At 64.6% G+C, this 19,248-nt stretch carries 18 protein-coding genes, 1 tRNA gene and 1 pseudogene; 14 read left to right on the forward strand and 6 right to left on the reverse strand.

The annotated features are described in order from the left end of the window. Positions 1–139 precede the first annotated feature (139 nt). The gene (gene mobH / locus B059_RS0100365; RefSeq protein ID WP_018076252.1) at positions 140–1,984 is read left to right on the forward strand and encodes a MobH family relaxase; all 1,845 of its coding nucleotides are present in this window, start codon (positions 140–142) and stop codon (positions 1,982–1,984) included. Between the two features lie 26 nt (positions 1,985–2,010). Here the strand turns inward: mobH and B059_RS0100370 are convergent, their stop codons facing one another. Beyond that, a complete protein-coding gene (locus tag B059_RS0100370; protein WP_003282197.1) occupies positions 2,011–2,310 on the reverse strand; it encodes a helix-turn-helix domain-containing protein in 300 nt (99 codons plus the stop codon). 72 nt (positions 2,311–2,382) lie between these two features. Between B059_RS0100370 and B059_RS0100375 the strand changes: the two genes are divergently transcribed. Continuing rightward, positions 2,383–3,042: a LysR substrate-binding domain-containing protein gene (locus B059_RS0100375; protein WP_462724068.1), complete on the forward strand. Its 660-nt coding sequence runs from the start codon at positions 2,383–2,385 to the stop codon at positions 3,040–3,042. A 47-nt stretch (positions 3,043–3,089) separates the two neighbouring features. On the opposite strand, the gene B059_RS0100380 is transcribed toward B059_RS0100375, so the two are convergent. After that, positions 3,090–4,943: a tyrosine-type recombinase/integrase gene (locus B059_RS0100380; protein WP_018076254.1), complete on the reverse strand. Its 1,854-nt coding sequence runs from the start codon at positions 4,941–4,943 to the stop codon at positions 3,090–3,092. 238 nt (positions 4,944–5,181) lie between these two features. After that, a tRNA-Gly gene (locus B059_RS0100385) sits at positions 5,182–5,255 on the reverse strand. 94 nt (positions 5,256–5,349) lie between these two features. On the opposite strand from B059_RS0100385, the gene thiS reads away from it, so the two are divergent. The 8 genes and pseudogenes from thiS (at position 5,350) to B059_RS0100425 (ending at position 12,426) form a co-directional block, all read left to right on the forward strand. Next, positions 5,350–5,553, forward strand: coding sequence for a sulfur carrier protein ThiS (gene thiS, locus B059_RS0100390; protein WP_018076255.1), 204 nt, complete (start codon positions 5,350–5,352; stop codon positions 5,551–5,553). Between the two features lie 32 nt (positions 5,554–5,585). After that, complete coding sequence (locus B059_RS0100395; protein WP_018076256.1) at positions 5,586–6,389, forward strand: thiazole synthase; 804 nt, start codon at positions 5,586–5,588, stop codon at positions 6,387–6,389. 3 nt (positions 6,390–6,392) lie between these two features. Next, on the forward strand, positions 6,393–7,094 hold the full coding sequence (gene trmB / locus B059_RS0100400; protein WP_018076257.1) for a tRNA (guanosine(46)-N7)-methyltransferase TrmB: 702 nt from the start codon (positions 6,393–6,395) through the stop codon (positions 7,092–7,094). Between the two features lie 34 nt (positions 7,095–7,128). Beyond that, on the forward strand, positions 7,129–7,764 hold the full coding sequence (locus B059_RS0100405) for a MarC family protein (protein ID WP_018076258.1): 636 nt from the start codon (positions 7,129–7,131) through the stop codon (positions 7,762–7,764). A gap of 105 nt (positions 7,765–7,869) precedes the next feature. Then, a pseudogene (gene gnd / locus B059_RS0100410) lies at positions 7,870–8,808 on the forward strand (phosphogluconate dehydrogenase (NAD(+)-dependent, decarboxylating)); the annotation flags it as partial. Beyond that, a complete protein-coding gene (gene zwf / locus B059_RS0100415; RefSeq protein ID WP_018076260.1) occupies positions 8,805–10,283 on the forward strand; it encodes a glucose-6-phosphate dehydrogenase in 1,479 nt (492 codons plus the stop codon). The pseudogene gnd and the gene zwf, both read left to right, overlap by 4 nt. Further along, positions 10,283–10,975, forward strand: a complete 693-nt coding sequence (gene pgl / locus B059_RS0100420; RefSeq protein WP_018076261.1) for a 6-phosphogluconolactonase — start codon at positions 10,283–10,285, stop codon at positions 10,973–10,975. Before zwf ends, pgl begins: the two co-directional genes overlap by 1 nt. Positions 10,976–11,514: 539 nt before the next feature. Further along, positions 11,515–12,426: a bifunctional GNAT family N-acetyltransferase/nucleoside diphosphate kinase regulator gene (locus tag B059_RS0100425; RefSeq protein WP_018076262.1), complete on the forward strand. Its 912-nt coding sequence runs from the start codon at positions 11,515–11,517 to the stop codon at positions 12,424–12,426. 375 nt (positions 12,427–12,801) lie between these two features. Here B059_RS0100425 and B059_RS0100430 read toward each other — a convergent pair whose 3' ends face one another. From B059_RS0100430 to B059_RS0100440, 3 genes are read right to left on the reverse strand one after another with little or no spacing between them, the layout of a single operon-like run. Further along, the gene (locus B059_RS0100430; protein WP_051068465.1) at positions 12,802–14,028 is read right to left on the reverse strand and encodes a peptidase U32 family protein; all 1,227 of its coding nucleotides are present in this window, start codon (positions 14,026–14,028) and stop codon (positions 12,802–12,804) included. A 53-nt stretch (positions 14,029–14,081) separates the two neighbouring features. Then, positions 14,082–14,978 (reverse strand): ribosome biogenesis GTPase YlqF, encoded by an 897-nt coding sequence (gene ylqF, locus B059_RS0100435; protein WP_018076264.1) that lies wholly within the window; start codon positions 14,976–14,978, stop codon positions 14,082–14,084. Between the two features lie 38 nt (positions 14,979–15,016). Next, on the reverse strand, positions 15,017–16,417 hold the full coding sequence (locus B059_RS0100440) for an aspartate ammonia-lyase (protein ID WP_018076265.1): 1,401 nt from the start codon (positions 16,415–16,417) through the stop codon (positions 15,017–15,019). A gap of 13 nt (positions 16,418–16,430) precedes the next feature. Between B059_RS0100440 and B059_RS0100445 the strand changes: the two genes are divergently transcribed. From B059_RS0100445 to B059_RS0100460, 4 genes are read left to right on the forward strand one after another with little or no spacing between them, the layout of a single operon-like run. Beyond that, positions 16,431–16,925 (forward strand): TlpA family protein disulfide reductase, encoded by a 495-nt coding sequence (locus B059_RS0100445; protein ID WP_157273569.1) that lies wholly within the window; start codon positions 16,431–16,433, stop codon positions 16,923–16,925. A gap of 27 nt (positions 16,926–16,952) precedes the next feature. Next, on the forward strand, positions 16,953–17,459 hold the full coding sequence (locus tag B059_RS0100450) for a thioredoxin family protein (protein ID WP_018076267.1): 507 nt from the start codon (positions 16,953–16,955) through the stop codon (positions 17,457–17,459). Continuing rightward, on the forward strand, positions 17,456–18,724 hold the full coding sequence (locus B059_RS0100455; RefSeq protein WP_018076268.1) for a TolC family protein: 1,269 nt from the start codon (positions 17,456–17,458) through the stop codon (positions 18,722–18,724). The genes B059_RS0100450 and B059_RS0100455 overlap by 4 nt, the downstream gene beginning before the upstream one ends. Then, positions 18,721–19,242: an efflux RND transporter periplasmic adaptor subunit gene (locus B059_RS0100460; RefSeq protein WP_018076269.1), complete on the forward strand. Its 522-nt coding sequence runs from the start codon at positions 18,721–18,723 to the stop codon at positions 19,240–19,242. The genes B059_RS0100455 and B059_RS0100460 overlap by 4 nt, the downstream gene beginning before the upstream one ends. Positions 19,243–19,248 lie beyond the last annotated feature (6 nt).

A 19,248-nucleotide genomic window follows, 5' to 3' on the forward strand; every position in this document is an offset into this window, starting at 1 on the left:
CAGCAGCGGCCCTATACCCAAAGGCTTCCGACAAAGGCCAAAGGGCTGAGAAGGGGCAAAGGAAGGGCGCCAAGGGGAAAGGCCCTATCCTGAAAAGGCCAAAAGGCGCCCCTGAGCAGCCCGTCATCCGGGGTTCGCCATGCTCTCGCTGTTCCAGCGCAAACGGGTGCCACCCACCGCCGGCACACCGCCCACCTCCGGCATCGAAACTCCAAAAGGGTCGATGCGGCCGGAGTCGGCCGCATCGCTGCTGGCCACGCCGCGCCGGCAGAAACTGCTGGAACACATCTGGCAGCGCACATCGCTCTCACGCCGACAGTTCGCCGCGCTCTACCTCGCCCCACTGGAGCGCTACGCCGAGCTGGTCCAGCAGTTCCCGGCCTCCGAGAACCACCACCACGCCTATCCGGGCGGCATGCTGGACCACGGTCTGGAGATCGTCGCCTATGCGCTGAAGCTGCGGCAGTCATACCTGCTGCCTGCGGGCGTCACGCCGGAGGCACAGGCGGCCCAGGCCGAAGCCTGGACCGCAGGCACGGCCTACGCGGCCCTGCTGCACGACATCGGCAAGATTGCGGTCGATCTGCACGTCGAGCATGCCGACGGCAGCGTCTGGCATCCCTGGCACGGCCCACTGCGAAAGCCCTACCGCTTCCGTTACCGAAAGGAGCGCGAGTACCGCCTGCACAGCGCCGCCACCGGGCTGCTCTACGTGCGCCTTCTCGATCGGGACATCTTCGACTGGCTCAGCGGCTATCCCGACCTCTGGGCCGCGCTGCTGTACGTGCTGGCCGGCCAGTACGAGCACGCCGGCACGCTCGGCGAGCTGGTCGTGCAGGCTGACCAGGCATCGGTCGCCCAGGAACTCGGCGGCGATCCCAGCAAGGCGCTGGTGGCGCCCAAGCATGCGCTGCAACGCAAATTGCTCGACGGCTTGCGCTACCTGCTCAAGGAAGCGTTCAAGCTGAACCAGGCCGGCCCGGCGGACGGTTGGCTGACCCAGGACGCCTTGTGGCTGGTGAGCAAGACCGTCTCCGACAAGCTGCGCGCACATCTGCTGTCGCAAGGCATCGACGGCATTCCGGCGAGCAATACGGCGGTGTTCAACGTGCTGCAGGATCACGGCATCGTGCAACCAACGCCGGATGGCAAGGCGATCTGGAAGGCTACTGTCACCAGCGACGCCGGCTGGTCGCACGCCTTCACCTTCCTGAAACTCTCGCCGGCGATGATCTGGGATGCGGCCGACCGGCCGGCGCCGTTCGCAGGCCGTGTGCAGATCGAAGAGGAACAGGCGGAGCCGACGCCGCCGGCGGTGGCCGATGGGCCGCGCGCGGAAGGCATCGAGGCTGCATCCGCGAGCACGGCGCCGATCGCATCCGCAGCCATGGACACCGGCGTGGCCGCGCTGCTCGACCTGCTGGGCGACTCCGCTCCACCCACGGCACCGGAGATCCCGAGTTCCCCTGTTGCCGAGCCCGAGCCGGCCCCTTCGACCGTGCCCCCGCCGCAGATGAGCCTCGCGCCTTCCCAGGATCGCACGGAGCCCTCCGGGGCGCACTTCATGGCCTGGCTGCGTCAGAGCGTCCAGACGCGCAAGCTCATCATCAACGACGCCAAGGCCCTGGTGCATACCGTCGCCGGTACGACCTATCTCGTCAGCCCCGGCGTGTTCCAGCGCTACGCGCAGGAGTACCTTCAAGTCGCCGCGCTAGCCAAGCAGGAGAAGCTGGAGGGGTGGCAGTGGGTGCAGAAACGCTTCGAGAAGCTGGGACAGCACCGCAAGCAGCCGAGCGGGCTGAACATCTGGACCTGCGAAGTCACGGGGCCGCGCAAGTCGCGCCGGCTGCACGGCTACCTGCTCGCCAGCCCGGATGCGCTGTTCCAGGAGACGCCGCCAGACAACCCATACCTGCGGCTCGTCAACGAGGCCGCAAAGCGCGAAGATTCAGCCCTTGGGGGCAAGGACGACGATCAGGCGTAGGCATGCGGCCGCTGTGCGGGCCGGCTTCAATCCGCGGATGGGGCCGACTCTGCCAGCTTGGCTTCGGTCAGAGTCATCAAGTGGGCGGAACTGCATTTCAGCGCACGGGCAATCTTGAGGATGAGAGGGAGCGTGGGGACATGCTCGCCGCGCTCGATCTTGCCCATGTGCGACCGTTCGATGCCGGCCATGTGGGCCAGCGTTTCCTGAGCGATGCCCTGGTTGGTTCTTTCTTCCCGCACGGCAGCCCCAAACGCGATGGCTGGTTCCGCTTCGTAGGTAGTGGTGCCGGTGGGGCGGCCCCTTTGGATCGAACGCTTTGGCATTGCCAAGAGCGTCGAACACGGTCACGATTTAAACCACGTTAAACTTAACTCATCCAACGGCTTCGAGATCAGTTGCCACGAGTTCACCGCCTGGGGGAGCTGGACGTGGAATCGAGTGACATCACCGCCGAAATTCGCATGGCCGTCCTCGGCGAATGGGTGCCTCCCCAGCTCGCCGACGTGCTCGCCCTGCAGCGTGCCGAAGAGCCGGAGACTCATGCCGTCCTGGCCGGCTGGACAGATCCCGGTCGAGGCGCGGAGCTGCCGGACGACGGCTTCGACTTCGCCTTGTCTGCGGTTTCCCGGCAGTGGCCTGGCTGGGTATGCGAACCGCTGTGGCATGACACGCTGGCGGTCGCCGTGGCCAAGCGCTCCCACCTGCTGGCCTACCGTGAAGTGCCGTGCGGTGAAGTGCTCAAGCAGCCCTTGATCTGCTCGCAGTCCACGGCCGATGAACCATGGCGCATGACCGTGCAGCGTGTGTTCGAGAACGCGCTGCAGGAGCGAGAGCAAGCGGTGGAGACATTCGATGTGGCGATGACGTTGGTTGCCGCCGGGTACGGGATCGCCATTGCGCCTGCCGCGAGACTGGCGAGCTACCTACGCCGAGGCGTCGCCGTGCGGCCGCTGGCCGGCGCACCAACGATCGTGATGGCTTACCTGCTCCGCCGCGATGCTTCCTTGTCGGACACCCAGGCAAGATTCGCCCGCCGCGCGCGCTTGGTGTCCTGACAGACGCGCGGGGATCGCGGTTCCGCCACGATCCCGCATTCCTGCTGCTAGGCGACTCCGACTCGCAGCGGGGTCCATTCGCTTTCCTTCACGGCTGTGCTCACTGCCATGACGAGCTTGTCGAGATTGCTGGCCGTCACGCCCTCCAGTGCCGAACGCCCCCGCAGCATCGAGCGCGGTTGCAGCAGTGCATGGTAGAGCTGCCAAGGGTCCGCACCCCTGGTCAGCTTGAGGACGGACTGGATCAGCTCGTGCTTGAGTGGGTCGAGGTGCCAGTCCGGCACGCGCTGGCCGCGGTTGCCCACGTTCAACGCCAGCAAGTTGCCCGCCTTGATCTCGTAGCTGATCCACCTGCGGGACTTGCCCGCCATCTTGGCAAACGCCGCGACGGGAAGGTTGTGCGGCGCTTCGAAGACATCGAACAGTTCCATCCTCTCGCGCTGAATGTCCGAAGGCACCAGCGGCGCGGCCGATCGAGGGGGCGGAACCGCCGGCAGCCGATGTGTGGCGGCAGAAACCAACGGCATGGCGTCACCCGGCTTCGTCACCAGCAGGATTGGCGAAGCGGCAACCGGCGTGGAAGGTGCGCTTGCGGTTTGCTCATTCGGGAACGCGGGTACGCCTTCCAGATGCACGGTGAGCGGCATGCTGGCCGCCTCGACCTGGTTCTGCTCGAAGAGGTCGAGCCGATCGGCCCAGTCCTGCATCATGCGGCGACGCTGCTCCACGTACTCGGCATGGTTGTAGGTCGCGCTGACCTTGTTGGGATCGACATGCGAGAGCTGTGCATCCACCCAGACCTTCGGGTAGCCGATCTCGTTGAGCGCAGTGGACATCGTGCCGCGGATGCCGTGTCCGGTCAGGCGTTCCTGATAGCCCATGCGCTTGAGCGCACCATTGAGCGTGTTCTCGCTGATGCGCTTCTTCAAGTCGCTGTCGTGCCGGAACAGGTGGCGCTGGGCCGGCTTGAACTCATCCAGCAGGTGCCGGACGATCTCCATGGCCTGAATCGACAGCGGCACGATGTAGGGCGGGATGTCCTTCGCCTGCTGCCGCTTCTTGCGCATATCCAACTGGAGTTGCTTCACGACGTCGGGCGGGATGATCCACAACCCACGGTCCAGATCGAATTGATCCGGCGTCGCCTGTCGCAGCTCTCCGGTTCGCACGCCGGTCAGCAGCAATAGCCGCAGCCCGAGCTGGGTCTGCCGCCTGCCGCGATAGCTGCGCAGCCGCTGCAACAGCTTCGGCAGCTCGGCCATGCGCAGGAACGGGTTGTGGTTGACGGGTGGCAGCGGCAGCGCCACCACATCGAGATCGGAGGCAGGGTTCTGCTCCAGGCCCGGCACGATCACCAGCGCGTAGCGGAACAGTTGGTTGAACCACGTCCTGACTTTCTCGGCGACGGAGAGCGCCCTGCGCTTCTCGATCTTGGCGATCACCTCCAAGAGGTCGGGACGCTTGATCTCATAGACCGACCGCTTGCCCAAGGCGGGCAGCACATCCTTGTCGAAGATGCGCGGAAGTATCGAGAGGGTCGTCTGCCGGCCTTCCTTGAGGCTGAGCCCGCGATGCTTGAGCCACTTGCGATACACCGCCTCGAAGGTGTTTTCGTCGGCGAGCCGGACAGCGGTGCGCTTCTGCTTGCGGTGAACGCGAGGATTGGTGCCTTTGGCCAGCAGGGCGCGCGCTTCGTCGCGCAGGCTGCGGGCCTCGCGAAGCGTCACCTCCGGGTAGGTGCCGAGCGACATCCGCTTCTGCTTGCCCGCCCAGTAGTAGCGGAAGTGCCAAGTCCTGCCCCCTGCAGCCGTGACGGCCAGGGAGAGGCCATCCAAGTCAGGGAGGGTGTATGCCTTGCCAGTTGCCTTGGCCTGTCGAACGGCCAGGTCTGAGAGTGCCATGCTCTTGCTCCTGAACATGAGTCAGGAACCAGATGCTGGTCACGTCGACCTCGCCTCTCCATCAACAATCCGGAATCAGCCGCGCCCGCAAAAATGGACTTGTTTGTGGACTTAAAAGTCCCGGCTGTAGGCGGATCGCAGTGGACCACAGCAGAACGTCAAAGAGAGAAAAAGCCTTTGTGTGGCAACGACTTGCAGACTCTCTTGGACTTCTGCGGAAGTCCGCAGAATGATGCAGTGGAGCGGGCGAAGGGAATCGAACCCTCCTCATGAGCTTGGGAAGCTCAGGTAATGCCACTATACGACGCCCGCGCGGTACTTGGTGTCTTCATGCCCTGCAGGGTGCTTCAGGGTAGAATTCGGCATGATACTGAAACTCGCGTCCCCCGGATAGAAGAAGTGATTCGTGATTGAACTGGTCATCAACGGCGAACCCCGTGCCTTTCCTGCCCCGCTCACCCTGAGCCAACTGATCGCGTCGCTGGATCTGCTCGGGAAGCGCATCGCCATCGAAAAAAATGGCGAAATCGTCCCGCGCAGCCAGCATGCCGACACCCGGCTTGCCAGCGGCGACCGCCTGGAAATCGTCGTCGCGGTCGGCGGCGGCTGATCCGGCTTTATCTCTAGCTAGTCCCCGAACTTATGAAACCTCTCGTCATCGCCGGAAAATCCTATGCCTCGCGCCTGCTGGTGGGCACCGGAAAATACAAGGATTTCGAACAAACGCGCCTCGCGGTCGAGGCCTCGGGCGCGGAAATCGTCACCGTCGCCATCCGCCGCACCAACATCGGCCAGGACGCCGGCCAGCCCAGCCTGCTCGACGCGCTGCCGCCGTCGCACTACACCTATCTGCCGAATACCGCGGGCTGCTATACCGCGGACGACGCGATCCGCACCCTGCGCCTGGCGCGCGAACTGCTCGACGGCCACAGCCTGGTCAAGCTCGAGGTGCTGGGCGATGCCGAGTCGCTGTATCCCAACGTGGCGGAAACGGTGAAAGCGGCCGAGGTGCTGGTTAAGGACGGTTTCCAGGTGATGGTCTACACCTCGGACGACCCCATCGCCGCGAAGCAGCTGGAAGACATCGGCTGCGTCGCGGTGATGCCGCTGGCGAGCCTGATCGGTTCCGGCATGGGCATTCTCAACCCGTGGAACCTGCAGATCATCATCGACCGCCTGTCGGTGCCGGTGATCGTCGATGCCGGCGTCGGCACCGCGAGCGACGCCACGATCGCGATGGAACTCGGCTGCGACGCGGTGCTGATGAACACCGCGATCGCCGGCGCCGGCAATCCGGTACTGATGGCGTCGGCGATGAAAAAGGCGGTGGAAGCCGGGCGCGAGGCCTTCCTCGCTGGGCGCATGCCGAAAAAAATCTACCAGGCCAGCGCGAGTTCGCCCACCAGCGGCCTCATTACTGAAAACCGAAGCGCAGGCAGCAAATAAAGCATGACGACCGACTCCGGCGCGCAGCCGCGCATCCGATCCTATGTGCTGCGCGCCGGCCGCGTCGGCTCCGGCCAGGCGCGTGCGCTGGCCGAAATCGGGCCGCGGTTCATGCTGCCGTACCGGCCTGCCGTACTCGATCTCGACGCCGCCTTCGGCCGCGCCGCCTCTGATTCAAGCCCGGCGCCGCGCATTCTCGAAATCGGCTTCGGCATGGGTGAAGGCCTGGCTGAAATTGCCGCCACCCATCCCGAAAACGACTACCTCGGTGTCGAGGTGCATACACCGGGCGTGGGCGCGTTGTTGAAGCAGCTCGGCGAACGCGGCCTGACCAATGTGCGCGTTATCCAGCATGATGCCGTCGAGGTGCTGAGCCGCATGCTGGCGCCGGCCAGCCTCGCCGGTATCCATATCTTCTTCCCCGACCCCTGGCACAAGAAGCGCCACCACAAGCGCCGCCTGATCCAGCCGCCGCTGGTGCAACTGCTGGCCAGCCGCCTGCAGCCGGGCGGCTACATCCATCTGGCCACCGACTGGCAGGACTACGCCGAACAGATGCTCGCGGTGCTCGCCGCCGAACCGCTGCTGACAAACACCGTGGCGGACTACGCGCCGCGCCCCGACACCCGCCCGCTCACCAAGTTCGAGCAGCGCGGCATCCGCCTGGGGCACGGGGTATGGGATCTGCTGTTCCGCCGGCTTTAAAGATCCGCCCCGTCATGCGGCTATGATGCCGGCAATGGATATTCTCGAACTCGCCAAGGCGGCGCTTGCGCTGTTTGCCATCGTCGATCCGGTCGGCGTCATCCCGATTTTCCTCCTCGCCACGCAGGGCCACACGCTTGCGCAAAGCCGCGCGGCGGCGCGGATTGCGGCGTTGACGGTGCTGGGGGTGCTAACGCTGTTCACCTTTGTCGGCGAACCTTTGCTGAGCTTTTTCGGTATCCGCCTCGCCGCGTTCTCGGTGGCGGGCGGCTTGCTGCTGCTGCTGCTGGCCCTGTCGATGGTGCAGGCGCACGTCAGTCCGCAGCGACAGACGCAGGACGAGGCGATGGAGGCGGAAGAGAGGGAGGCGGTCGGCGTGGTGCCGCTGGGCATTCCGCTGCTGGCCGGGCCGGGCGCGATCACCCATGTCATCGTGGCGGCAGGTACGGCCAAGGGCGAACTGCTGCATCAGGCCGCACTGCTGATCCCGGTGGCGCTGGTGGCCCTGTCGGTGTGGCTGTCGTTTCGCGCCGCGCCGGCAATTGCGCAGCGCCTGGGAAAAACCGGGATTCATGTCGTCACGCGCCTGATGGGGCTGATCATCGCGGCGATTTCGATCGAGATGATCGCGAGCGGACTGGGCAAGCTGTTCCCCGGTTTGCTGGCCTGATCTCTGCAGGCGCAGCGGCCAGCGGCGCGCCTTACGCAATCCGCCCGCCGCCGGCACGTCCTATCATGCATTTAGCGCCGGCGCGATAATCGCAGCGGGCAGGCATTCATCCAGACTCAGGGGCAAAACATGGAATTCGGACTCGTCGGACTCGGCCGCATGGGCGGCAACATGGCGCGACGGCTGGCTCGCAAGGGCATCAGGATTGCGCTCAACAACCGCAGTCATGAAGTGAGCTCGGCCATCGCGGCGGAAACCGGCCATCTCGCCTGCGCCACCCTGGCCGACCTGGTCGCGGCATTGCAGGCCCCGCGCATCGTCTGGCTGATGCTGCCTGCCGGCGAGGCCACCGAGACGACGCTGACGGCGCTGCAGCCGCTGTTGAGCCCAGGCGATCTGGTGGTCGACGGCGCCAATGCCTACTACAAGGACGATCAGCGCCATGCCGGGATGCTGGCGGCGCAGCAGATCGATTACGCCGATGCCGGCGTCTCCGGCGGAGTGTGGGGGCTGGAGAACGGCTACTGCATCATGTTCGGCGGCAGCGACGCCGCGGCCGCACGCCTCAAACCCTACATGGAAGCACTGGCGCCGACGCCGACGACAGGCTGGCTGCATACCGGGCCGGTCGGCTCCGGCCACTTCGTCAAGATGGTCCACAACGGCATCGAGTACGGCATGATGCAGGCCTTCGCCGAAGGCTTTGCGCTGATGCAGAACAAAGCCGGCTTCGATCTGCAGCTGGACGAAATCGCCGAGTTGTGGCGGCATGGCAGCGTGGTGCGTTCATGGCTGCTCGACCTGTCGGCGGAATTCCTGGCGCACGACCAGGCGCTGGAAGCCGTCCAGCCCTTCGTCGCCGACTCTGGCGAGGGACGCTGGACTGCGCTGGAAGCGGTGGAGCAGGGCATCCCCGCCCCGGTGATGACGCTGGCCTTGATGATGCGTTTTGCCAGCCAGGGCAAAAACGATTACGCAGCGAAAATGCTCGCCAAGATGCGCCAGGGATTCGGCGGCCACGCGATCAAGGAGGGCGGCAAATGACCGACCTGGAAGACTCGCTGCCGTGCACCTTCGTCATCTTCGGTGCTACCGGCAATCTGGCCACCAACAAACTGCTGCCCGCGCTGTATCACCTGGAGGCATCGGCCCGCCTGTCGGAGTCGCTCAATATCGTGGCCTTTTCGCGCCGCCCCTGGAGCGACGGCGAATGGCGCAAATACATGCGCGAGATGCTTCCCGACAAGATCAAGGGCAAGCACGATACGCCGGTGTTCGAGCGCTTCATCGCCCGCTTCACTTATCAGCAGGGCGACCTCAACGATGCCGCTTCGTACCAGGCGCTGGCCCGCCGCCTGCCTCCCGAAGAAGCCTGTTCGAGCACGGTGTTCTATCTCGCCATCAAGCCGGCGGAATTCGCGGCGGTGATCCACAACCTCGAAGCTGTCGGCCTCAACAAGCCGCGCGGTCTCAATCGCGTGGTGATCGAAAAGCCCTTCGGCGAGGACATCGAGTCGGCGCGCATGCTGAACCAGCTGCTGCACCAGCATTTCGACGAGGAGCAGATCTACCGCATTGACCATTTCCTCGGCAAGGAGACGGTACAGAACCTGCTGGTGTTCCGCTTCGCCAACACCCTGATCGAGCCTTTGTGGAACCGCAACTTCATCGACCACGTGCAGATCACCGTGGCCGAGTCGATCGGCATCGAGAAGCGCGCGGACTACTACGACCACGCCGGCGCCCTGCGCGACATGCTGCAGAATCACCTGATGCAGCTGCTTACCGTCGTCGCCATGGAACCGCCGGCCGCGCTCGAAGCCGACGCCCTGCACGACGAAAAGGTGAAGGTGTTGCGCTCGATTCGCCCGATTGCCAAGCGCGCCGTGCATGCGCACGCCATTCGTGCGCAATACGCACGCGGGATGATCGATGGCAAGACCGTGCCGGGCTACCAGCAGGAGGAAAATATCGAGCCGAACTCCGCCACCGAGACCTTCGTCGCCGCCAAGTTCTACATCGACAACTGGCGTTGGCGCGGGGTGCCGTTCTACCTGCGCACCGGCAAGCGCATGCCGCGCCAGACTTCGATGATCGCGCTGCGCTTCCGCCATCCGCCGCAGCAGCTGTTCCGCGAGACCCCGCTCGAATCGGTCGACCCCAACTGGATCCTGCTGTCGATCCAGCCCGACGAGTCGATGCGCATGGAAATCCACGTCAAGCAGCCCGGGCTCGACATGGACACGCGGCTGATGCAGATGAACGCGAGCTTTCTCAAGACCGACGAGCAGACGCTCGATGCCTACGAGACCCTGCTGCTCGACGTCATCGAGGGCGACCGTTCGCTGTTCCTGCGCTTCGACGAGGTCGAGTGGGCGTGGCGCGTGGTCGACCCCATTCTCAAGCACTGGACGATCGAGCGCGAATACATCCCGACCTACCCCGCAGGCAGCTGGGGGCCGCCCGATGCCAACCGCCTGTTCGACAGCGACGACCAGGTCTGGCGCAACGAACTGTGATGGCGACCCAGTGGCGGATGTTTGCCGATGGCAACGCGCTGGTGCGGGCGCTGGCCGACGCGCTGTGCGCCGAAGCCGCAGCGGCAGTCGCCGCGCGCGGCACGTTCCACCTGGTGCTGGCCGGCGGCACCACGCCGCGCGCGCTGTACACCGAGCTGGCGCGGCGCGGCGCGGGCGATGCGCGCTGGCATATCTGGTACGGCGACGAGCGCTGCCTGCCGGCCGATCATCCCGAGCGCAACAGCGCCATGGCGGAGGCCGCCTGGCTCGCGGCGTCAAACATCCCCGAAGAACAACGCAGGCCGATCCCCGCCGAATTCCGTGCCGGTGAAGCGGCAGCGGTGTATGCGGACTGGCTGGCGCGCGTCGGCGATTTCGACGTCGTGCTGCTCGGCATGGGCGAGGACGGCCATACCGCGAGTCTTTTTCCCGGCCATGACTGGGGAGCGGAGACCGACAGCCCGGATGCGCTGGCTGTGTTCGACGCCCCCAAGCCGCCGCCCGAGCGCGTGAGCCTGTCGGTGGCGCGCTTGAGTCGCAGCCAACGGGTGTGGTTTGTCGTCACCGGTTCTGGCAAACGCGAAGCGCTGCTGCACTGGAGACAGGGTGCGAAGCTGCCGGTGTCTGGGGTGCGGGGCGGGCTGGAAACCGTGGCCTGGCTGGATCAGGACGCTTGGTCGACCGCCAAATAATCCGTCTTCGCGAGCTGATCCGCAGCGGGTCGTCCGATAGGGCGGCGGGAATGCTTCGGTGCCCGGATATGCAGCCGGTTACGAGACACCTTCTCTAGTACGTGAGCGGCCGGTTATCGGTGTCGGCACTGTTATGCGTCGGGTGGAAGGGGGGGTCAAGCACACAGTGGCGACCGTCTCAAAGTCGGCCATTGCTGCCGGTGGACTCCTGCAATGCCGGCGGCCGGTCTGGAATCATCAGCAGCCATAAGCGCCGAGTGCAGTCCGAACGACCGCTTTCTCGCCAATGATCGCGTGTTCTCGACCCGTTGCTGCCATTCGCTCAAATGCCCCCAAACGACCGCTAAACGGTGAATTCGGTCTCTGCAACGAAGTAACGGATCCTGGTCGGAACAGGCCCAATTTTCCGCATGAGACCGACGGGTTAAGCAACGCCTCGACTTAGCATTCGCGCAGCCCTAGAATGAGGGCTCTGTCGAAAGAACCGTTATGGCCGCAGCCATGAAGGGCTTTCATTCTTTCAGCCAAGTGTGGTGAAGATGACTGAGCCTTTCATTTCCCTGTGTCCCGAGATCACTCGGGCAGACGCGCTCAAGCTCATGGACTGGTTGGAAGACGAGTGCGTCACCCGCTACCTGAGCGATTCGCGCCATGTCTCCCGGTTCATCGAACAGGTTATCGGGCGCGTCCAATTACCTATCCTGACCCATTTGTTCAACCAGGGCGGCCGGTTCTTCATGGCCTACGACCGGCATGACGTACCTGTGGGGTTTGTGCGTCTCGTCAAGACAGGCCCGGACTGCGAAATGGTCCTGGTCATCGGCAACCGCGACAACTGGGGGCGCAAGCTCGGGGCCAGCACCATCCGCGAAGGCATGAAGCTCGCGTTCTTCGAAATGCGGGCCGACAAGCTCATCGCCAAGATCCACGTGGAAAACGCACGTTCGCTGAAGGCTTTCGAGCGCTGCGGCTTCCTGCTGGAAAGCCAGACGCCTACCCTGAAGTCCTTCGCCATGACCTCCGAGCATTATCTCCGGCTCTTGCGCGAAAGCTCTGCGGATCGTGCCAGTGGCATCCACATCACCGAAATCGACAAGACACGGCTCACGAGCCTGCTCGCGTTCGAGCATCCCTCGGCTGTTTTCGAACTCGAGCACGAGATCGAGCGAGCCATCGTCGTCGATTCGTGCCAAGTGGCGCAGGATGTCGTCACGATGAACTCCAGGGCCTTGGTGCAGTTGGACGGCGAGGAAGTGGAAGTGGCGCTGGTCTACCCAGAGGAAGCGGATGGCAGTGCCGGGAAGCTGTCGGTTTGCTCCGACATTGGTACCGCGATACTGGGCTCCAAGGAGGACGATGCCTTCGACTGGCGCATCACGAACCGGACCCGCCATATTCGGATTGAGAAAGTGCTCTATCAGCCGGAGGCCGCAGGCGATTTTCACCTGTAGGTTCGCACGCTGCGCCACAGTTGCCGATCACGGACGAACGCTCGGGCCGGCTGCGATTCGGCGGTCAAGGCGACTTCGCCAGTGCGTATGCAGAGCTGTCATTGAGCGCAGAAAGGTGAATGACTCCTCTTGGCCGGTAGTGGACACGGCATATACCCTGACGGCCGGCCGCTTTGGCCGAACTCCGGCCGCCCATGACCTTCTCGCCAACCGGCTGCTTCGGGTCAATCGCACGCACATGTTAAATCCACATCAGGCAAGCGGACGTTCGCCATGACGGCCGGATGCTCTGCTTGAACTGCCATCGGACTGGGCCGCCAGGCAGACTGGAAACGACAAAAACGCGTGCCGAATCACGGCACCCGATCCCCCGCCTCAAGGGGCGTGCTGCTCCGCTACAAAGCGCGCGACGAATGCCCCCTCATAGCCCGCCGGCAGGGGGATGCTGACACGATGGCCGCTGCCCGGCGCGACGTCGACCGGGGTGTTGTCCTTGCCGTGCAGGGTGGTGATCGTCAGTTCCAGGTTGCCCCGGGGATGGATCAGTTCGATGCGGTCGCCGACCGAGAACCTGTTCTTTACGTCGATCTCGGCCCGGCCTTCTGCGTCGTACCCCATGACATCGCCGACATAGAGGCTGCGGTTTGATTCGGAATGGCCGCGCAGGTAGCTCTGGTATTCGCGATCCGGGTGGCGTTCGTAGAAGCCGCCGGTATAGCCGCGGTTGGCCAGGCCATCGAGCTCGCGCAACAGGGTGAGGTCGAGCGGCCGGCCGGCGACGGCGTCGTCGATGGCCTGGCGGTAGGTTTGGCAGGTGCGCGCGACGTAGTAGGGCGATTTGGTGCGGCCTTCGATCTTGAGCGAGTCGACGCCGATTTCGGTCAGCCGCTGCACGTGCTCGATAGCGCGCAGGTCCTTCGAGTTGAGGATGTAGGTGCCGTGCTCGTCTTCCTCGATCGGCATGTGGCTGCCGGGGCGCTCCCGCTCTTCGATCAGATACACGTCGCCGTCCGGCGCGACCTTGCCGGGCTGGACGTCGTATTCCCAGCGGCAGGAGTTGGTGCAGGCGCCCTGGTTGGGGTCGCGGTGGTTGAAGTAGCCCGACAGCAGGCAGCGTCCGGAATAGGCGATGCACAGCGCGCCATGGACGAAGACTTCCAGCTCCATGTCCGGGCATTCCTGGCGAATCTCGGCGACCTGGTCGAGCGAGAGTTCGCGCGACAGGATGACGCGGCGGATGCCGAGTTTTTTCCAGAAACGCACTGCGGCGTAGTTGACGGTGTTGGCCTGCACCGAGAGATGAACGGGCATCTCGGGCCAGGTTTCGCGAATCATGTCGATCAGGCCCGGGTCGGCCATGATCAGCGCATCCGGCTTGAGCGCGATGATCGGCGCCATGTCGGCCAGGTAGGTCTTCAGCTTGCTGTTGTGCGGGAAGATGTTGCTGACGACGTAGAACTGCTTGCCCCGGCTGTGCGCAGTGTCGATGCCGATCCCCAGCGCCGCCTCGTCGCGGAAGCTGTTGTTGCGGACACGCAGGCTGTAGCGCGGCTGGCCGGCATACACCGCATCGGCGCCGAAGGCGAGCGCGGTTTCCAGCATGGCCTGCGAGCCGGCGGGTGCCAGCAGTTCGGGGTGGCGTGTCGTGGAGGGCTTCAAGCGGGATTACCGGATTCGGGTTTGCGGTGCGCGGCGGCCAGCATGGCCTGGCGTGTCGCCGGGGTTTCCAGGCTGATGCGGCCGAGCGTGCCGCTGCGGTAGTCGGTGAGCAGGATCATCGCGGCCTTTTCCAGGTCGAGTTCGCCGCCGCGTCCCTTGAGGATGCAGCCGCGTTTCTTCGCCACCGCTTCCAGCACGCCGGTTGCGTCCAGCTCTTCCAGCGCGAACTTGTAGCGCGCCTTGAGCAGCGCCGGGTAGCGTTCGAGCAGGATGCCGGCGAGGAACACCGCCACCTCCTCGTCGATCACCGCGTTGCGGCCGATGGCGTGGCTCGCCGCCAGCATGAAGCCGTCGGCATCGTGCTCGATCTTCGGCCAGGTCATTCCCGGGGTGTCGACCAGGATCAGCCGCGGCGACAGGTTGATGCGCTGCTGCGACTTGGTCACCGCCGGCTCGTCGCCGACCGCCGCGACACGGCGTTTGACCCAGGTGTTCATCAGCGTGGACTTGCCGACGTTGGGGATGCCCATGATCATCAGCCGCAGCGGCTTGAAGGCGTCGTCGCGGTGCGGCGCTAGTTTCTGCGCGAGCCCTGCGAGCTTGGCGACGTCGCCCGGCTTCTTCGCCGAAATCGCCACCGCCATCACGCCAGGCTGCTTGTTGAAATAGTCGATCCAGGCGCGCGTCGTCTCGGGGTCGGCGAGGTCGACCTTGTTCAGCACCTTGAGGCAGGGACGCTGCCGGAAATGCCGCAGCTCGTGGATCATCGGGTTGCTGCCCGCTTCCGGCAGGCGCGCGTCGAGCACCTCGACCACCACGTCGATCTGCGCCATCGTCTCCGCGGCCTTCTTGCGCGCGGTGGTCATGTGACCGGGGAACCACTGGATCGGCATGGCGTTCGGGTGTCAGGTGATGGGAAGGCGAACCGGCTTCAGCCCGCGCCGCCGCCGCTGCCCACGCCGTGCGCGGCCTGCAGAACCAGTGCGTCGAAATCGGCCGCGTTCATGAGGCCTTTTTCGGCGACGATGTCGCGCACCGGGCGGCCGGATTTTTCCGATTCCTTGGCGACCTCGGCGGCTTGGTTGTAGCCGATCCGGGTGTTGAGCAGGGTCGCGAGGGCGACGCTCTGGTGGATGAAGAAGGCGCAGCGCTCGCGGTTGACGACGATGCCCCTGAGGTTCTTCTCGGTGGCGGCGTTCATTGCGTTGGTCAGCCAGTCCATGGCGTCGAACAGCGCGCTGCCCAGTGCCGGCATCATCACGTTCAGCTCCATCTGGCCAGCCTGCACCATGTAGGAGACGGCGGCGTCCTGCCCCAGCACCTGGAAGCAGACCTGGTTCAGCATCTCGAACATCACCGGATTGACCTTGCCCGGCATGATGCTCGATCCCGGCTGCACCGGCGGCAGCTGGATTTCGCCCAGCCCGGTGCGCGGGCCGGAGGCCAGGAGGCGCAGGTCGTTGGAGATGCGCGTGAGTTCGAGCGCGAGGTTGCGGATTTCGCCCGAGAGCCGCGCGAGGTCGTTCATCGACTGCATCTGCGCGACCAGGTTGCCGACCTTGATCGGTTCGCCAGTGAGCTTGGCGAGTTCAGCGGCGGCACGCGCCGGATAGTCGGGCGAGGTGTTGAGGCCAGTGCCCGCCGCAGATCCACCTAGGCCGATTTCGCACAGCGCGGGGCGCACCGACTCCAGCGCCGCGGCGCAGCGGGCCAGTGTCCAGGCGTAGCCGGCGAATTCCTGGCCCAGCGTGGTCGGCACCGCGTCCTGCAGGTGGGTGCGGCCGCTTTTCACCGTGTCCTTCTCGCGCTCGGCGAGGCGCGAGAATTCCGCGGCCATCGCGTGCACTGCGGCGACGAGGTGCGGCAGCTTGGCCAGCACCGCGAGCCGGATCGCGGTGGGGATGGTGTCGTTGGTCGACTGCCCCATGTTGACGTCGTCGTTGGGGTTGACCGGCTTGTACGTGCCTCTTTCGCCGCCCAGCGCGACGTTGGCGAGGTTGGCGATGACCTCGTTGCTGTTCATGTTGTGGCTGGTGCCGGCGCCGGCCTGGAAGCGGTCTACTACAAATTGGTCGTGGTGCTGGCCGGCCAGAATCTTCTCGCAGGCGGCGACGATGGCGTCGCGCTTTTCCTCGCTGAGCCAGCCCGGCTGGCAGTTGGCACGCGCAGCGGCAAGCTTGATGCGTACGTGCGCTAGTACGAAATCCCTATCCGGACGGCGGCATGAAATGGGAAAATTGACCACGGCGCGCGCAGTTTGTGCGCCATACCAGGCATCCTGGGGAACCTGGACTTCGCCAAGTGAGTCTGTCTCGATGCGGAATTCATTCATGGTGGAAAAACCAATGCAGACGTTACAAAGAGATCGATTTTATCCGATGTGGCTGGCCGGGTTGGTGCTGGCATTGGTGGCGTCGTGGGCGCAGGCGGCGGATTTCAAGATGACCGATACCGAAGGCAAGCCGCATACGTTGTCGGGTTACAAGGGTAAATGGGTGCTGGTGAATTACTGGGCGACCTGGTGCCCGCCCTGCCTGGAGGAAATTCCCGATCTGATTTCACTCCACGAGAACAAAAAAAACAATCTCGTCGTCATTGGCGTGGCGCTCGATTACCGCAACGCCAAACAGGTGACCGATTTTGCCGACGGCCTGCTGGTCAATTACCCTATCGTGCTGGGCAATGCGCAGATCGTGAACCAGATCGGCCCGGTGCGGGGGCTGCCGACAACCTATCTGTACAACCCGGACGGCAAGCTGGTTGCCCAGCAAGTGGGAGCGATCACCCGCGCCGCAGTGGAGAACTATATCGCCGGCAAAACGGCCAAATCCGGGAAGTAACCCAGTTCGCAATACCAAGGAGACACCATGCGCCAACTGCTTATCGCGTTCTTGCTGCTGTTCGCCATGCCGGCCTGGGCGGAAACGCGCGATCCGAACAACCATTTCTTCCAGCCCAAATTCGGCGACTTTCAGGCCGAACTCGATGTCGCCAAACAACAAGGAAAAAAAGGCATTTTCATGTTTTTCGAGATGGATGAATGCCCGTTCTGCGAGCGCATGAGAGCCACCATCCTCAATCAGTCCGAGGTTCAGGATGCCTACCGGGCACAATTTCTGCTGTATTCGATGGACGTCAACGGCGACACCGAGATGTCCGATTTTCAGGGCAAGCACACCACCGAAAAGGCCTTTGCCCTCAGCCACCGCGTGCGTGCGACGCCGACGCTGCTGTTCTTCGACCTCGACGGCAAACTGGTAACGCGCCACACCGGCCCCACCAAGGACCCGGCTGAATTCCTGCTGCTCGGGAAATACGTTGCCGAGGGCGCGTACGCCACCCAGCCTTTCACCAAATACAAGCAAGGCAAATGAAGCGGGGGGCGTGGGCCGTTCTGCTGACATGCGCGCTGTCCGCCACCGTGTCGGCCGAGCGGCTGACGCTGGATGAGGCGCTGGCGAGCGTGGCGGCGCCTCATCCCGACCGCAGGGTAGCCGAAAGCGCATTGGCGCTATCGCGCGCAGATCGCGAGCAGGCGGCGAGCCGCCAGGATTTTAGCCTGTTTCTCGATGGCAGCCTTCGAACCGGACGGCGTCCGGATGGCGACTGGAAGCCGGACAACATCGGCCGTGTCGTCGCGCGCAAGCCGCTGTTCGATTTCGGCCGCAGCAGCCGGGCCATTGCGGCGGCGGATCAGGATGTCGCGGCGCGCCAGGCTGAACTGCTCAATGTCGAGAGTCTGCGCCGCATCGACATCATGGCGCGCTACTTCGATGTACTGCTGGCCGACATGGAGTCCGCCGCCGACAACGAATTCGTCGCCGTGGCCTATGTGTCGTGGGACGATGCGCAGGATCGCTTTGAAGTGGGCCAGATCAGCCAGCCCGACCTGCTGCGTCTGGAAGCCAATTACCAGGATCTTCGCGAGCGCCGCAACGCCAGCCGGCAGCGCATGCGCAGCACACGACAGAAACTCGCCCACGCGATCAACCGTCCCGGAAAATTACCCACCGAACTGGCCGATCCGGCCTTGGCGGACAATGCCCGGCCGGTACCCGAATACGGATCCCTGCTGCCCTGGGTGATGCAGAAAAATCCGCGCGTGCTGGCGCTGCAGGCGCAGGTGGCGGCGGCGGATGCACGGCTTGCGGCGGTTCGTGCCGAGCGCAATCCGATGCTCGACGCCGAGGTGGTCGGCGGCGGCTATAGCCGCGAATCGACCACGCGCGACGAGCTGAGTGCCGGGCTGGTATTCAACATTCCGCTGTATCAGGGCGCGCGCGTGGATTCCCGGGTGGCGCGCGAACTGGCGCAGAAGGAGCGCAGCATTGCCGAACTGGAAAAGCTCAAACTCGACCTGGCGGACACCCTGCTTGCCACCCTGCAGGAAATCGAATGGCTGCGCGATAGCGGCCGTCCCGCCGCCGACAAGCAGATCGAATACCGCGACTGGACACTGGAGCGCTCGCGTGCGGAGTACGAGCTCGAACTGAAAACCAATCTGGGCACTAGCATGGCTGAAACACAAATGGCGCAGTTGCGCCGCAAGCAGGTGGAATACCGACTGGCGCTGGCGCTGGCGCGGCTGGAGGCATTGTCCGGCGGCAGCTTGCCGCCTGTTGAGGGAGCACGGAAATGAAGCAGAGCGTCGTGGCCGGCGTGTTGGCCGGCTGGTGGCTGGCGGCAGCCGGCCCGCTATGGGCGGCAGACAAGGTCGAACTCACTACCCGTGTGTCCGGAGTAGTGGACGAGGTGCTGGTCAAGCCCGGCCAGCGCGTCAGGAAAGGCGCGGTGCTGCTGCGGCTGGACAGGACTGTCTTGCAGGCGCGTCTCGATGAAGCGGCTGCGGAGCATGCGCGCGCGCAGGCCGACGAAGCGGATGCCAAACGCGAACTCGACCGGGCGGAGGAGTTGTACAGCCGCACCGTGTCGTCGACCACCGAGCTCGACGCGGCGACGCTGCGTCACGTGCGTGCGCAGGCGGCCGTATCTGTCGCGCAGGCGCGCCGCACGATTGCGCAAAAGAACCTGAGCGATGCGGAGCTCAAGGCACCATTTGCGGGGGTGGTCAGCGCGGTACCCGGTGCCCCCGGCACCGTGGTGGCGGCGGACTGCCAACCGAAGCCCCTGGTCACCCTGGAGTCGGGGCGCCCGTAATCCCCC

It is taken from the genome of Thiobacillus denitrificans DSM 12475 (assembly GCF_000376425.1).
In the GTDB taxonomy this organism is placed as follows: Bacteria; Pseudomonadota; Gammaproteobacteria; order Burkholderiales; family Thiobacillaceae; genus Thiobacillus; species Thiobacillus denitrificans.